Genomic DNA, 14,958 nt, shown 5'->3' with positions numbered 1-14,958 from the left:
GTAAACCCCCAGAATTTTTCAATCTGTGCCTGAATCGCACATTTGAATGTCAGGCATGGGTTTGGGGGCAGGCACAAGCGGCCCCCACAGAATTTTCAGTATTACATTGGTTTTAAACGTTTTTCGGAGTGTGTTTCGATGAGCAAAGGCAAAATTATCGGTATCGATCTGGGTACCACCAACTCTTGCGTATCTGTACTGGATGGTGACAGCGTTAAAGTTATCGAGAACGCAGAAGGTGCCCGTACTACGCCTTCCATCATCGCTTACACCGACGATGGCGAAACTCTGGTAGGCATGCCTGCCAAGCGTCAGGCCGTAACTAACCCTGATAAAACCCTGTTCGCAATCAAGCGTCTGATCGGTCGTCGTTTTGAAGACAAAGAAGTTCAGAAAGACATCGAGATGGTGCCTTACAAGATCGTTAAGGCTGATAATGGCGATGCCTGGGTTGACGTAAAGAACGAGAAAATGGCCCCTCCTCAGATTTCTGCGGAAATCCTGAAGAAGATGAAGAAAACTGCTGAAGACTACATCGGCGAGAGTGTTTCTGAAGCTGTTGTAACTGTACCGGCTTACTTCAACGACGCACAGCGTCAGGCCACTAAAGACGCTGGCCGTATCGCAGGTCTGGACGTTAAGCGTATCATCAACGAGCCAACGGCTGCGGCTCTGGCTTACGGTCTGGACAAAGCCAAGGGCGACCAGACTATCGCTGTATACGACCTGGGTGGTGGTACCTTCGATATCTCCGTTATCGAAATCGCTGATGTAGACGGCGAGCATCAGTTCGAAGTGCTGTCCACTAACGGTGACACCTTCCTGGGTGGTGAAGACTTCGATATGCGCATGATCGAATTTTTGGCTGACGAATTCAAGAAAGATCAAGGCATCGACCTGAAGGGCGACCCTCTGGCTATGCAGCGTCTGAAAGAAGCTGCTGAAAAAGCTAAAATCGAACTGTCCTCAGCAACACAAACTGATGTGAACCTGCCTTACATCACTGCTGACGCGACCGGTCCTAAGCATCTGAATGTGAAAGTGACCCGCGCCAAGCTGGAATCTCTGGTAGAAGAGCTGGTTGCTCGCTCCCTTGAGCCCGTACGTCAGGCGGTTAAGGACGCTGATCTGGGCGTTTCTGATATCGACGAAGTGATTCTGGTGGGTGGTCAGACCCGTATGCCTCTGGTTCAGCAGAAGGTTGCTGAATTCTTCGGCAAGGAAGCTCGTAAGGACGTAAACCCTGATGAAGCTGTCGCTATGGGCGCTGCTTTGCAAGGTGGCGTACTGTCTGGCGACCGTACCGACGTTCTGCTGCTGGACGTAACTCCGCTGACTCTGGGTATCGAAACCATGGGTGGTGTGATGACTCCTCTCATCGAGAAGAACACCACTATCCCAACCAAGAAGTCTCAGGTGTTCTCCACCGCAGAAGACAACCAGTCTGCAGTAACTATCCACGTACTGCAGGGTGAGCGTAAGCAGGCTCACGGTAACAAGTCTCTGGGTCAGTTCAACCTGGAAGGTATTCCTGCTGCACAGCGTGGCATGCCTCAGATTGAAGTGTCCTTCGACCTGGATGCCAACGGTATTCTGAATGTATCTGCGAAAGACAAGAACACCGGTAAAGAGCAGTCTATCGTGATCAAGGCCTCTTCCGGTCTGTCCGATGACGAAATCGAACAAATGGTTCGCGATGCCGAAGCTAACGCTGAGGAAGACAAGAAGTTCGAAGAACTGGCTGGTGCTCGCAACCAGGCAGATGCCATGATCCACGCAACCCGCAAGACTCTGGAAGAAGCTGGCGATAAGGCTTCTGAAGAAGAGAAGAGCGCTGTGGAAACTGCGATCAAGGAACTGGAAGAAGCGCTGAAGGGCGACGACAAAGACGCTATCGAAGCCAAAACTCAGGCTCTGGTAACAGCTTCCGGCCCTCTGGCTCAAAAGATGGCTGATGACGCTGGTGCCCAGCAGCCAGGTGCTGATGCACAGCAACAGTCTTCTGCGAAGGACGATGACGTTGTTGACGCTGAGTTTGAAGAAGTGAAGGACGACAAGAAGTAATTTCATTGACTTCTGTCTCTCACTTGAGTCAGTGATTCCTGCGCGGGAGCTTGCTCCCGCGTTTTGCTTATAAAAAGGTTATTCCGCTCCAGGTTAAAAAACGGTTATGTCGAAAAGAGATTATTACGAGGTTCTCGGGATTGCCCGGGATGCCAGCGACAAAGAGATGAAAAAGGCTTATCGCCGGATGGCGATGAAGTTTCATCCTGACCGGAATCCTGGTGACGAGCAAGCCGAAGAAAGCTTCAAGGAAGTTAATGAAGCTTTTGAAATTCTTTCCGATCCCCAAAAGCGCGCCGCTTACGATCAGTATGGCCATGCGGGCGTCGACCCAAGCATGGGTGGCGGTGCTGGTGGCTTCGGCGGCGGTTTCGGTGGCGCTGGTAACTTCGGCGACATCTTTGGTGATGTATTTGGCGATATCTTCGGTGGCGGCGGAGGTGGCGGTGGCCGCTCCAGCGTTCAGCGCGGTGCCGACCTGCGTTACTCCCTCGAACTGAATCTTGAAGATGCAGTGCGCGGTGTAGAGAAGAAAATTCGTATTCCAACACTGGTTGAGTGTGGAACCTGTCATGGCTCCGGTGCCAGGAAGGGCACATCTGCTGCAACCTGTGGTACCTGTAATGGTCATGGTCAGGTTCGCATGCAGCAGGGTTTCTTTGCTGTACAGCAGGCCTGCCCTGAATGTCACGGCTCCGGCAAGGTGATCAAAGATCCATGCCGTGACTGCCACGGCGAAGGTCGTATCCAGGAATACAAGACACTGTCCGTTAAAGTGCCCAAAGGCGTGGACACTGGCGATCGTATTCGTCTGTCAGGCGAAGGTGAAGCGGGAGCAAACGGTGGCCCAGCGGGTGATCTGTACGTTCAGATTGACGTGCGCGAGCACGATATCTTCCAGCGTGACGGTAAGCACCTTTACTGTGAAGTGCCTGTTACCTTTACTGATGCGGCTTTGGGTGGTGAGCTGGAAGTGCCAACCCTGGATGGCAAGGTTAAGCTGAAGATTCCTCCGGAGACTCAGACGGGTAAAATGTTCCGCCTGCGTGGTAGAGGAGTGCTTCCTGTTCGCGGTGGTAATCAAGGCGATTTGATCTGTAAGGTGGTTGTGGAAACCCCTGTGAAACTCACGTCTCGCCAAAAAGAACTGCTGGAAGAGCTCCAGAAGAGTTTTGAAGGTAACAATGATAAGCATTCACCTCAGAAGCGCGGCTTTTTTGATGGCGTGAAGAAGTTCTTCGACGGTATGGCTTCCTGATAAGTCCCTCTCTGCGCTCCTCTTCTTAACTGCCCGGCCTTATGCCGGGCAATTCTTATCTTGCTTTTAATTCGCGCTAACGCTGGTGGCCATAAATTGCTGTGGCGGAGTGACATACGCATCTTGTGAAGCAATGAGCTGCAGCTCACGACTACCGGTTGCCCATGTCTTTTCAAACAGCGCAAAAATGGCCCCCGCTGTGTGCTCAAGCGTTTTTTTGAGATTGCGAGTACGCAGATATTTCGCCAGGAATATAGCGGCTGTAGCATCGCCAGACCCATTCACTGGATAAGGAAACTCCAGGCGTGGAGTTGCCACAATCCAGGCTTCGTTTTTGTCGACGGCCAGCATCTCAATCACACCGGATTGCGCATCAGTACGGATCAGGCTGGTGACCAGTACTTTGGAGGGGCCGATTTCCTGCAGTTCTTTGACTGCATTCAAGGCATTTTCCAGTGTGTTGACCTTATGACCAGTCAGAAGCTCCAGCTCAAAGTGGTTCGGTGTGAGGATGTCGGCACGCTGCAGTACACTCTTTCGGAAAAACTCAGGAATGCCGTCGCGCACGAAGATGCCTCGATCTGTATCGCCGATAACAGGGTCGCAGCAATACAGAGCATCCGGGTTAGCTGCCTTCACTTTATCTACAGCCTCCAGAATGGCTTCCCCCAGCTCAGGAGCCCCCATATAACCAGAAAGAACGGCCGTGCACTCTGGTAGTACGCCACGGTCTTCAATACCGCTGATCACTTCTTTAACAGTATTTGGCTCAAACACCGGGCCACGCCAGGAGCCATGCCCTGTGTGATTGGAGAACATAACCGTATGCACGGGCCACACTTCAAAGCCCATACGTTGCAGAGGGAAAACGGCAGAAGCATTGCCCGCATGGCCGTAAGCCACATGGGACTGGATAGACAGAATATTCATGTCTGAAAAACTCATTCAAATGAGGACTACAAGGTTGGTGCTATGGTGCAGTAATTTGTTTATATGTGCACCCTTCATATTTGCCTTGTGGAGGCATGCTGCGATAATTCCCATCGACTCAATATGAATGGATCAGGGCAACAGGAAAAAATATGACAAGAATAGCTGTGGCTGGTGCCGCCGGGCGTATGGGGAAAGCACTGGTTCAGGCCGTGCATCAGGATGAAACAACAATCCTCACTGTTGCCACTGACCGCCCGGGAAGCACTTTGATCGGTGCTGATGTGGGTGAGCTGGCAGGTATGGGGCGTATTGGTGTGGCTCTGCAGGATGATCTTGCCTCAGCAGTAGATAGCTTCGATGTGCTGATAGATTTTACCTCCCCCGAAAGCACCATGAATCATGTGGCTATTTGCAAGGCTGCAGGTAAGGGTATCGTAATCGGCACTACTGGCCTGAATGATGATCAGAAAGCTGCCCTTAAAGAGGCTGGCAATTCCATTCCTGTTGTCTTTGCCCCCAATATGAGTGTGGGTGTGAACCTGATCTTCAAACTGTTGGAAACCGCCGCGCGGGTGATGGGAGAAGAGAGCGATATCGAGATTGTCGAAGCTCACCACCGCCATAAGGTCGATGCTCCTTCTGGCACGGCCCTCCATATGGGTGAAATTATCGCTAACACTTTGGGGCGTGACTTGAATAAGTGTGCAACGTATGGCCGAGAAGGTTATACCGGAGCGCGGGATAAAGACACCATTGGTTTCGCAACGATTCGGGGCGGCGATATCGTTGGTGAGCACAATGCCATGTTTATTGCAGAAGGTGAGCGAGTAGAGATTGGTATTCGTTCTGCCAGCCGTGCGACTTATGCCAATGGTGCTGTACGTGGAGCCAAGTGGCTGTCTGGAAAGGGGAAGGGGTTGTTTGATATGCAGGATGTACTCAATTTGAAGTAAAGAATTGCGTGGTACCTCCTGTGAGGGATTACGTAAATACACATTGTGGTCATGGACGATTTTGCAGCCCTTTGGTAGGATGCCCCAAATATTTGCCTGCGATTTGGTGGTTTGGCGCGCAAAACCATCAGAAAGGATGGCAATGTTTGCGAAGAACGAAGAAAAATTGAGGCGAGATGGAACACGGTTGCATCTCGCCTTTTTGCGGACTGAATATGACAATAGCAGCACAGTAAACATGTGCAGCAGGAGGGCGCTTTGAGCAGGACGGCCATACTTGCTCTTGAGGACGGCAGTATCTTCCACGGAATCGCCATCGGCTGCGATGGTGAAACCAGTGGTGAAGTCGTTTTCAATACCGCAATGACTGGGTATCAGGAAATTCTCACCGACCCTTCCTACGCCCGACAAATCGTAACCTTAACCTATCCCCATATTGGAAATACCGGCACTACGCCGGAGGATGAAGAAGCGAAGCGGCTCTGGTCTGCTGGCCTTGTCATTCGGGATCTCCCTCTTTTAGCCAGCAACTGGCGCAACTCCCAACCCCTCAATGAGTACCTTGAAGACAGCAATATTGTTGCCATCGCGGATATTGATACCCGCCGGTTGACCCGTATTTTGCGTGAGAAAGGCTCCCAGAATGGCGCTATTGTTGCTGGCCCTGAAGCCACCAAAGAGCGTGCTCTGGAATTAGCCAAAGCCTTCCCGGGTTTGAAAGGCATGGATCTGGCGAAAGAGGTCACTACCCAGGAAAACTACGCCTGGACAGAAGGTGTTTGGGAGCTGGAATCAGATAGCCATATTGATCGCGCCGACTCAGCGCGTTTCCATGTGGTGGCTTACGATTTCGGCGTAAAGCGCAATATTCTGCGTATGCTGGCGGAGCGTGGCTGCCGTCTGACCGTTGTACCGGCCACTACCCCTGCCAGAGATGTGCTGGCCCTGAACCCGGATGGTGTTTTTCTGTCTAACGGCCCCGGTGATCCTGAGCCCTGCGAATACGCCATTCAGGCCATTCGTGAGATTCTGGATGCCCGGCTGCCGGTGTTCGGCATTTGCCTTGGTCACCAGCTTCTGGCTCTGGCCTCCGGCGCGCAGACCATGAAGATGAAGTTTGGTCACCATGGTGCCAACCACCCGGTTCAGGATCTTGCCTCTGGTGAGGTGCTGATTACCAGTCAGAACCACGGTTTTGCGGTATCGGAAGAGAATCTGCCAGAAAACCTCCGTGCAACCCACAAGTCGTTGTTTGATGGTTCCCTGCAGGGCATTGAAAGAACGGATGTGAGTGCATTCAGCTTTCAGGGGCACCCCGAAGCCAGCCCTGGCCCCCATGACGTAGCCCCCTTGTTTGACCGGTTTATTACTGAGCTGGAAAAGCAGCGATAGCCTGAATATGGTGTCAATTCACTTCCTCTTATCGTGGAGGCTGGCACCATAAACAAAATGCACGATTGTTGTACTTGAGGGGCTTCACCCATCCCCTTGGCATACGAATACAGAGCGCAGAAGAAAATATCATGGCGAAACGGACAGACATTAAAAGCATTCTGATTCTCGGTGCCGGCCCGATTGTGATCGGTCAGGCTTGTGAATTTGATTACTCTGGCGCTCAGGCCTGTAAAGCCCTGCGAGAAGAAGGCTATCGCGTCGTTCTGGTGAACTCTAATCCAGCCACTATTATGACTGACCCGGTTATGGCTGATGCGACTTACATCGAGCCGATTCGCTGGGAAACTGTTGAAAAGATTATTGAGAAGGAGCGCCCTGACGCCGTACTGCCCACGATGGGGGGGCAGACCGCACTGAACTGTGCGCTGGACCTTGAAAGTCATGGTGTGCTGGAAAAGTACGGCGTAGAAATGATCGGCGCAAACGCCGAAACCATCGATAAAGCCGAAGATCGCAGTAAGTTCGATACGGCTATGAAAAATATCGGCCTGGAATGCCCCAGAGCCGGAATCGCTCGCAGCATGGAGCAAGCCTACAAGGTTCTGGATGAAGTGGGCTTCCCCTGTATTATTCGTCCGTCGTTTACTATGGGTGGTACCGGTGGTGGTATTGCTTATAACAAAGATGAGTTTGAAGAAATCTGTGCCCGTGGTCTGGATCTTTCCCCAACCAATGAGTTGCTGATCGACGAATCACTGATCGGCTGGAAAGAGTACGAAATGGAAGTTGTTCGCGATAAAAACGACAACTGCATCATTGTCTGCTCCATCGAAAACTTTGACCCAATGGGTGTCCACACCGGTGACTCCATCACCGTAGCGCCAGCCCAGACCCTGACCGACAAGGAATACCAGATCATGCGGAACGCCTCTCTGGCGGTACTCCGTGAAATTGGTGTGGAAACTGGCGGTTCTAACGTACAGTTTGGTATCAACCCTGATGATGGCCGTATGGTTATCATTGAGATGAACCCCCGTGTCTCTCGCTCTTCTGCTTTGGCTTCCAAAGCCACTGGCTTCCCCATCGCAAAAGTGGCAGCCAAACTGGCGGTGGGTTACACACTGGATGAGCTGCAGAACGACATTACCGGCGGCGTAACTCCGGCATCCTTTGAGCCTGCTATTGATTACGTTGTGACCAAGATTCCCCGTTTCGCCTTTGAAAAATTCCCACAGGCTGATGCGCGCCTGACCACTCAGATGAAATCTGTGGGCGAAGTGATGGCCATCGGTCGTACTTTCCAGGAATCCATGCAGAAAGCTCTGCGCGGTCTGGAAGTGGGTGTGGCTGGCTTTGATCCTATCGTTGACCCTGAAGGTCCCGGCGCAGAAAGCCGTGTTCGTGAAGAGTTGATTACTCCTGGAGCGGAGCGAATCTGGTATCTGGCGGATGCGTTCCGTCTGGGGCTGCCCCTTGTGGATATCTTCCAGCTCACCAAGATTGACCCCTGGTTTCTGGTGCAGATCGAAGACATTCTGAATGACGAAGCCAGTGTCGCCGCCAGCAAGCTGGAAGATCTGACTTACCCAGTCCTGCGGCAAGCTCAAGCGGAAAGGCTTCAGTGATGGCCGTCTGGCCGCGCTGTTGGAAGTAAAAGAGGCAGAAGTGCGCAAGCATCGTCAGGAGCTGGGCCTGCGACCTGTGTTCAAACGTGTGGATACCTGCGCGGCAGAATTTGCTTCTGATACTGCCTATATGTACTCCACCTATGAGGAGGAGTGCGAAGCACAAGCGTCTGATCGCAAAAAGATTATGGTGATCGGCGGTGGTCCGAACCGTATCGGTCAGGGTATCGAATTCGATTATTGTTGTGTGCACGCGGCGCTGGCCATGCGCGAAGACGGTTACGAAACCATTATGGTGAACTGTAATCCGGAAACTGTGTCTACCGACTATGACACTTCTGATCGCCTCTACTTCGAGCCTGTCACTCTGGAAGATGTGCTGGCGATTGTGGATGTGGAACAGCCTGACGGTGTGATTGTTCAGTACGGTGGTCAGACCCCACTTAAGCTGGCTCTGGCGCTGGAAGCGGCAGGTGCAAAGATTATCGGAACCAGCCCTGAAGCCATCGATATGGCCGAAGATCGTGAACGTTTCCAACAAATGATCCAAAAACTGGGACTGAAGCAACCTGCTAACGCCACTGTGCGCAGCCTGGAAGAAGCGATTGTTGAAGCCCGCAAGATTGGCTATCCGCTGGTGGTGCGCCCTTCCTATGTGCTGGGTGGCCGGGCGATGGAAATCGTCAGCACTGAGGCTGATCTGAACCGTTATATGAACGAAGCGGTGCAGGTATCCAACGATAGCCCTGTATTGCTGGACTTCTACCTCACTCACGCAGTAGAAGTGGATGTGGATGCCATCAGTGACGGCAAGGACGTTGTGATTGGTGCCATCATGCAGCACATCGAGCAGGCCGGTATCCACTCAGGTGACTCCGGTTGCTCCCTGCCTCCCTATGATCTTCCAGAGGATGTTCAAGAGACTATCCGCGAACAGGTGAAAGCCATGGCGCTGGAGCTGGGCGTGGTTGGCCTGATGAACGTGCAGATGGCGATTCAGGATGGTGAAATCTACGTGATTGAGGTGAACCCCCGTGCGTCCCGTACTGTGCCATTCGTGTCCAAGTGCATCGGTGTGTCTCTGGCGAAGATTGCAGCGCGGGTTATGGCCGGTGCTACCTTGCAGGAACTGGGCTTCACTAAAGAGATTGTGCCTGAGCAGGTGTACGTGAAGGAAGCGGTGTTCCCGTTTAACAAGTTTCCGGGTGTCGATCCGATACTCGGCCCTGAGATGAAGTCTACGGGGGAGGTGATGGGTGTGGGTGATACCTTCTCTGAAGCCTATGCCAAGGCTCAGCTGGCGGTGAAGATGCAATTGCCTGAAAGTGGAACCGCTATTCTCAGTGTGCGTAACCGGGATAAGCCAAGGGTTGCCGAGCTGGCAAAACTGCTGCAGAAGATTGGGTTTAATATCATCGCAACCCGCGGTACTGCTGAGGCTTTGAGCAAGGCGGGCATTGACGTTCCGGTTGTGAATAAGGTGAAGGAAGGGCGTCCTCACCTTGTGGATAAAATCGTGAATGGCGAAATTGCTTTAGTGGTTAATACTACGGAGGGTCGTCAGGCGATAGCTGATTCATTTACAATCCGTCGATCAGCGCTGACGAATAAAGTTCTCTATACCACGACAATGCCGTGTGCCATTGCGGTTGCTCAGGCAATCGACTTTGGGCCGGAGAAAAGCGTCAGACGACTACAGGATCTACACGAAGGATAATTGCATGCAACGCTACCCTATGACAGTGGAGGGAGAGCAGGCTCTCCGCGAGGAGTTGCAGACTCGGAAAACCAAGGATCGTCCGCGCATCGCTGCGGCTATCGCGGAAGCGCGAGAACTGGGGGATCTGAAAGAAAACGCTGAGTATCATGCGGCCCGCGAACAGCAGGGCTTCAATGAAGGGCGTGTTCAGGAGCTGGAAGGTAAGCTGTCCAACGCTCAGGTGATCAATGTGACAGAGATCGAAAACACGGGAAAGGTGATCTTCGGTGTGACTGTCACGCTTTTGAACACCGATGATGAGTCTCAGGTGACCTACAAAATCGTGGGTGAAGATGAGGCTTCTATCAAGGAAGGCAAGCTGTCTGTCACTTCTCCCATCGCTCGCGCCATGATTGGCAAGGAAGAGGGGGATGTTGTAGTAGTGGCGACCCCGAGCGGTCAGATAGAGTATGAGATCGAAGAGGTTCAGCACATCTAACGGACAGGCTGGGTATGAAAAACGGCAGGAGCCTGGCGCAACTGCCGTTTTTTTTATACCTGCTTATGAGTTTTAGGAAACTACGCGCAACAGGTTGGACAGGCGAGGGTTTGGCTCTTTTGCAGGTTTTAGAATCAGGGCAATTTTGCCGATGGTCTGGATCATTTCTGCGCCACAAGCTTCGCACAGTTCATCCATAAGATGTTTTTTGGCTTCGCGGTCAGTGATAGCGAATTTTACCTTGATCAGTTCGTGATCACCCAGAGCTCGCAGGGTTTCCTCAACAACGCCTTCGGTGATGCCGTTTTCGGAAACAATAACAACGGGCTTCAGCTTGTGCCCGATGGCACGCAGTTCCCGCTTTTTCTCGGCCTTCAGCGCCATGGTGGATTCTCCTGGAATTATCAGAATTAGGAAGTATAAACAGGGGGCGCATTCTATAGGGAAGCTGGTGGGATGCAAGATTATGCGGATTGGGATAAGTACGGGGATTGGTTAGAATGCGCTCTCGAATGCCAGTGAGTTGTTGAGGAAGTAAGTTAGTGGCGAGATCAAAAAGCAGCGCAGGCTGGCTGAAAGAACATTTTGATGATCAGTATGTGCAGCAGTCCCAGCAGGACGGTTATCGTTCCCGGGCAAGTTACAAACTCCGTGAGATTGCTGAAAAGGACAAGTTGTTTCGCCCCGGAATGACTGTTGTTGACCTTGGTGCAGCTCCTGGCGGCTGGACTCAGGTGGCTGGTGAAATGATTGGCGGAAAAGGGAGGGTGGTAGCCTCTGATATTCTGCCTATGGACCCTATCGCCGATGTGGCATTTGTTCAGGGTGACTTTACTGATGATGCCGTACTGGCCGAAATTCTTGAGGCTATTGGTGCGAATCAGGTGGATCTGGTTATTTCCGATATGGCGCCAAACATGAGTGGTGTAAAGGCGGCCGACCAACCCCGCGCCATGTATCTTGTTGAGCTGGCTCTGGACTTGGCTCGTCAGGTGCTGAAGCCTGGAGGCTCCTTTCTGGTGAAAATTTTCCACGGCGAAGGTTTTGACGAATACTTGAAAGATATGCGCAGTAGCTTTACTTCGGTTGTAACCCGTAAGCCTGGCGCATCCCGTTCGCGTTCCCGTGAAACCTATTTATTAGGTCGCAATTTCAGGGGTTAAGGTCAAAGATAACTTCTGGCTTTTGTAAAAAAATGTTTTTTTTGGATATCGGGGTTGTAAAGAGAGGTAATCGCCCCCAAAAAGTTCTGACGGCAGTCTTGGGCTGTGAACAGTGGGCAAGCCTGAGTGCAGGCGACCCGACTTGTACGATGGCAATAGATTTTGGTGATGGGGTGGATAGAAAGAGTCAGTAGGTGAGTGCTGTTTCTGATTTCCATTCTGTAGTAATGTTTGAAGTGTGAACCGCAATTTTTTGCGGCTTTCACTTCCTCAGCTAAGGACGCTCTGGCATTTTCGCCTGATACAGCGCCGCAAGTTATCAGCCGTACCGAATGCGCTCGGTGAGGGTACACATTTGAATGACATGGCAAAAAATTTAATTCTCTGGGTGATTATCGCCCTCGTGCTGTTGACGGTTTTCAAAAACTTCGATGGCATGCAGGCCTCTACACAGAAGGTCAATTACTCGGACTTCGTGACACAGGTGGATAGCAGTCAGGTCAGCCGTGTGCTGATTGATGGCTACACACTGACCGGCACCTATACCAACAATGAACGCTTTGAAGTCAACCTGCCCCCGACTGTTCGGGATGACAAGCTGATGGATGAAATGCTCAGAAACGGTGTTCAGGTTGAAGCTAAGCCCATCGAAAAGCAGAGCATCTGGTCTCAGCTGTTGGTGGCAAGCTTCCCGATTCTGGTCATTGTTGCGGTCTTTATGTTCTTTATGCGCCAGATGCAAGGCGGTGGTGGCGGCAAAGGTGGCCCCATGAGCTTTGGTAAGAGCAAGGCGCGCCTGTTGTCTGAAGACCAGATCAAAACAACATTTACCGACGTCGCTGGTGTTGATGAAGCCAAGGAAGACGTGCAGGAACTGGTAGACTTCCTGAAAGACCCCAGCAAGTTCCAGCGTCTCGGTGGCCGTATCCCACGTGGTGTTCTGATGGTGGGCTCTCCAGGTACTGGTAAGACTTTGCTGGCAAAAGCGATTGCTGGTGAAGCGAAAGTGCCGTTCTTCACTATCTCCGGTTCAGACTTTGTAGAAATGTTTGTGGGTGTGGGTGCGTCCCGTGTTCGTGACATGTTTGAGCAGGCTAAAAAGCAGGCTCCCTGCATAATCTTTATCGACGAAATCGATGCGGTAGGTCGTCACCGTGGTGCAGGCATGGGCGGTGGTCACGATGAGCGTGAGCAGACACTGAACCAGCTGCTGGTAGAAATGGATGGCTTTGAAGCGAACGACGGTATCATCGTAATCGCGGCAACTAACCGTCCAGACGTACTTGACCCTGCACTGCTGCGTCCGGGTCGTTTCGACCGTCAGGTTGTTGTGCCTCTGCCAGACATTCGTGGCCGTGAGCAGATTCTGAAAGTTCACATGCGCAAGGTGCCTTGTGGTGACGACGTTGTTGCCAGCGTAATTGCCCGTGGTACGCCAGGTTTCTCCGGTGCAGACCTTGCCAACCTGGTGAACGAAGCAGCTCTGTTTGCTGCCCGTGCCAATAAGCGTACTGTCGGCAAGCTGGAGTTCGATCAGGCCAAAGATAAGATCATGATGGGCGCCGAGCGTAAGTCCATGGTGATGAGTGAAAAAGACAAGGAAATGACCGCTTACCACGAAGCTGGTCACGCCATTGTCGGTCGCCTCATGCCTGAACATGATCCGGTTTATAAGGTGTCCATCATTCCTCGCGGCCGTGCACTGGGTGTCACCATGTACCTGCCGGAGGAAGACAAGGTCAGCTACAGCCGTCGTTACCTGATTGGCCGTGTTGCATCCATGTACGGTGGCCGAATTGCGGAAGAGATATTGTACGGCAAGGACGGTGTATCCACCGGTGCTTCTAACGATATTCAGCAGGCTACCCAGATGGTTCGCAATATGGTGACCAAGTGGGGCTTGTCCGATAAGCTCGGCCCTCTTCTCTACGGAGAGGAAGAGGGTGAAGTGTTCCTGGGTAAGAGTCAGGCTTCGCACCATCAGGGTGTGAGCGGCGAAACCGCTAAGCTGATCGATCAGGAAGTGCGCGACATTATCGATTACTGCTACAAGACTGCCGAAACTATCCTGACGGATAACCGCGACAAACTTGAGCTGATGAAAGATGCGCTGATGGAATATGAAACCATTGATGCGCCTCAGATCGACGACATTATGGAAGGTCGCAAACCTCAGCCACCTAAAGACTGGGATCAGGGTGATAACTCTTCCGGTGGAACTCAGGCCAAGGCTGAAGGCACCAAGCCTCAGAATGATGCGCCATCTGCTGATGATGACGCAGCTGATGAAGGTGATAAGCCTGTTGGTGGGCCGGCTGGTCAGCACTAACCGCTAGTGCGTGTAAAAAGGGAGCTTCGGCTCCCTTTTCTGCTTTTTGCTTTTGCTGACGCTTTTGAGTTGACTCTCTTCGTAGATTGCTCTTTTGGGCGTATACTTTCCGCTTTCTTCACCTTTGGATCAGTTGTTGCGAACATGCAGACATCACTTGATTGTGCAGGGCGTATTCTTGATTTAACCAGCCCTATTGTTATGGGTATTCTCAATGTAACTCCCGACTCCTTCTCCGATGGTGGACGTTACAACTCCTTGGATCGAGCTATGAGACATGCTCGCCAGATGGTTGCCGACGGAGCTGGCATTATTGATATTGGTGGTGAATCCACCCGCCCGAATGCGCAGCTGGTGTCTGAAACTGAAGAGATTGACCGGGTTGTACCGGTCATTGAAGCCCTGCGTGCAGAGTCTGACGTAGTTGTATCAATCGACACCAGTTCCGCCAGAGTAATGACGGCTGCAGTAGAGGCGGGTGCTGGCATTATCAACGACGTGCGGGCTCTGAGTCGCCCGGGAACGCTGGCGATTGCTGCTGAATGTGATGTGCCGGTTATACTCATGCACTCTCTGGTGGAGCAGCCTGAGCAGGGTTTTGTCCCGCAGTATGATGATGTGGTGACTGCAGTGGCTGAGTATCTGAAAGAGCGTGTGCAGGCTTGTGAGCAGGCTGGCATTCGTCGTGAAAATATTATTCTTGATCCCGGCTTCGGTGGCGGGATGTTTGGTAAAGCACCAGCCCATGATCTGACGCTGGTGAAGCGCTTTAACGAGTTTTTCGGCGAGCACTGCGGTCTGGGCTTGCCTGTTCTGGCCGGTGTTTCACGCAAATCCTTTATTGGTGCTGTGCTGAGTAACACTGCAGATGAGCGTCTGGCGGCAAGCCTGACAGTTGCCGTGATGCTGGCACAGGCTGGGGCGCAGATTATCCGCGTTCATGATGTGAAAGAGACGGTTGATGCGTTAACTATGCTGCAGGCTGTGTCTGCTGCCTAGTTGTCTTTGTAAGATGGTTTAGACGGCGGCCAGTGGTTTGT

10 protein-coding genes and 1 pseudogene are annotated in these 14,958 nt (G+C 52.1%); 9 read left to right on the top strand and 2 right to left on the bottom strand.

The genetic code is table 11. The features are described from left to right. Positions 1–138: 138 nt before the first annotated feature. Entirely contained in the window at positions 139–2,064 is a 1,926-nt protein-coding gene (dnaK, locus tag E1189_RS19265) for a molecular chaperone DnaK (protein ID WP_155162572.1), read from the top strand. 106 nt (positions 2,065–2,170) lie between these two features. Then, positions 2,171–3,322: a molecular chaperone DnaJ gene (dnaJ, locus tag E1189_RS19260; protein WP_155162569.1), complete on the top strand. Its 1,152-nt coding sequence runs from the start codon at positions 2,171–2,173 to the stop codon at positions 3,320–3,322. A 66-nt stretch (positions 3,323–3,388) separates the two neighbouring features. Here the strand turns inward: dnaJ and pdxY are convergent, their stop codons facing one another. Continuing rightward, positions 3,389–4,252, bottom strand: coding sequence for a pyridoxal kinase PdxY (gene pdxY, locus E1189_RS19255; protein ID WP_155162567.1), 864 nt, complete (start codon positions 4,250–4,252; stop codon positions 3,389–3,391). Positions 4,253–4,404: 152 nt separating this feature from the next. Between pdxY and dapB the strand changes: the two genes are divergently transcribed. The 4 genes and pseudogenes from dapB to greA all read left to right on the top strand — a co-directional run bounded on the left by dapB (position 4,405) and on the right by greA (position 10,426). Beyond that, on the top strand, positions 4,405–5,208 hold the full coding sequence (gene dapB, locus E1189_RS19250; RefSeq protein ID WP_155162565.1) for a 4-hydroxy-tetrahydrodipicolinate reductase: 804 nt from the start codon (positions 4,405–4,407) through the stop codon (positions 5,206–5,208). Positions 5,209–5,466: 258 nt separating this feature from the next. Then, positions 5,467–6,600, top strand: a complete 1,134-nt coding sequence (gene carA / locus E1189_RS19245) for a glutamine-hydrolyzing carbamoyl-phosphate synthase small subunit (RefSeq protein WP_155162563.1) — start codon at positions 5,467–5,469, stop codon at positions 6,598–6,600. A gap of 131 nt (positions 6,601–6,731) precedes the next feature. Continuing rightward, a pseudogene (carB, locus tag E1189_RS19240) lies at positions 6,732–9,945 on the top strand (carbamoyl-phosphate synthase large subunit). 4 nt (positions 9,946–9,949) lie between these two features. Next, positions 9,950–10,426: a transcription elongation factor GreA gene (gene greA, locus E1189_RS19235; protein ID WP_155162561.1), complete on the top strand. Its 477-nt coding sequence runs from the start codon at positions 9,950–9,952 to the stop codon at positions 10,424–10,426. 72 nt (positions 10,427–10,498) lie between these two features. Here the strand turns inward: greA and yhbY are convergent, their stop codons facing one another. Then, positions 10,499–10,810 carry a ribosome assembly RNA-binding protein YhbY gene (yhbY, locus tag E1189_RS19230; protein WP_155162559.1) on the bottom strand — a complete coding sequence of 104 codons (312 nt, stop codon included), beginning with the start codon at positions 10,808–10,810 and terminating at the stop codon, positions 10,499–10,501. Between the two features lie 158 nt (positions 10,811–10,968). On the opposite strand from yhbY, the gene rlmE reads away from it, so the two are divergent. The 3 genes from rlmE (at position 10,969) to folP (ending at position 14,917) form a co-directional block, all read left to right on the top strand. Further along, positions 10,969–11,589, top strand: coding sequence for a 23S rRNA (uridine(2552)-2'-O)-methyltransferase RlmE (rlmE, locus tag E1189_RS19225; RefSeq protein ID WP_329602126.1), 621 nt, complete (start codon positions 10,969–10,971; stop codon positions 11,587–11,589). Positions 11,590–11,953: 364 nt separating this feature from the next. After that, positions 11,954–13,918, top strand: a complete 1,965-nt coding sequence (gene ftsH / locus E1189_RS19220; RefSeq protein WP_155162557.1) for an ATP-dependent zinc metalloprotease FtsH — start codon at positions 11,954–11,956, stop codon at positions 13,916–13,918. Positions 13,919–14,062: 144 nt separating this feature from the next. After that, positions 14,063–14,917, top strand: a complete 855-nt coding sequence (gene folP, locus E1189_RS19215) for a dihydropteroate synthase (protein ID WP_196221528.1) — start codon at positions 14,063–14,065, stop codon at positions 14,915–14,917. The last annotated feature ends 41 nt before the right edge of the window (positions 14,918–14,958 follow it).

The organism is Parendozoicomonas verongulae, from assembly GCF_009711465.1.
Taxonomy (GTDB): Bacteria; Pseudomonadota; Gammaproteobacteria; order Pseudomonadales; family Endozoicomonadaceae; genus Sansalvadorimonas; species Sansalvadorimonas verongulae.
This window is presented reverse-complemented; position numbering and strand designations above follow the sequence as displayed.

Excerpts from the sequence above, each read along its gene's own strand:
- dnaJ (WP_155162569.1), top strand. The coding sequence starts at position 2,171 with ATGTCGAAAAGAGATTATTACGAGGTTCTCGGGATTGCCCGGGATGCC.
- folP (WP_196221528.1), top strand. The coding sequence starts at position 14,063 with ATGCAGACATCACTTGATTGTGCAGGGCGTATTCTTGATTTAACCAGC.
- yhbY (WP_155162559.1), bottom strand. The coding sequence starts at position 10,810 with ATGGCGCTGAAGGCCGAGAAAAAGCGGGAACTGCGTGCCATCGGGCAC.
- pdxY (WP_155162567.1), bottom strand. The coding sequence starts at position 4,252 with ATGAATATTCTGTCTATCCAGTCCCATGTGGCTTACGGCCATGCGGGC.
- greA (WP_155162561.1), top strand. The coding sequence starts at position 9,950 with ATGCAACGCTACCCTATGACAGTGGAGGGAGAGCAGGCTCTCCGCGAG.
- dnaK (WP_155162572.1), top strand. The coding sequence starts at position 139 with ATGAGCAAAGGCAAAATTATCGGTATCGATCTGGGTACCACCAACTCT.
- dapB (WP_155162565.1), top strand. The coding sequence starts at position 4,405 with ATGACAAGAATAGCTGTGGCTGGTGCCGCCGGGCGTATGGGGAAAGCA.
- ftsH (WP_155162557.1), top strand. The coding sequence starts at position 11,954 with ATGGCAAAAAATTTAATTCTCTGGGTGATTATCGCCCTCGTGCTGTTG.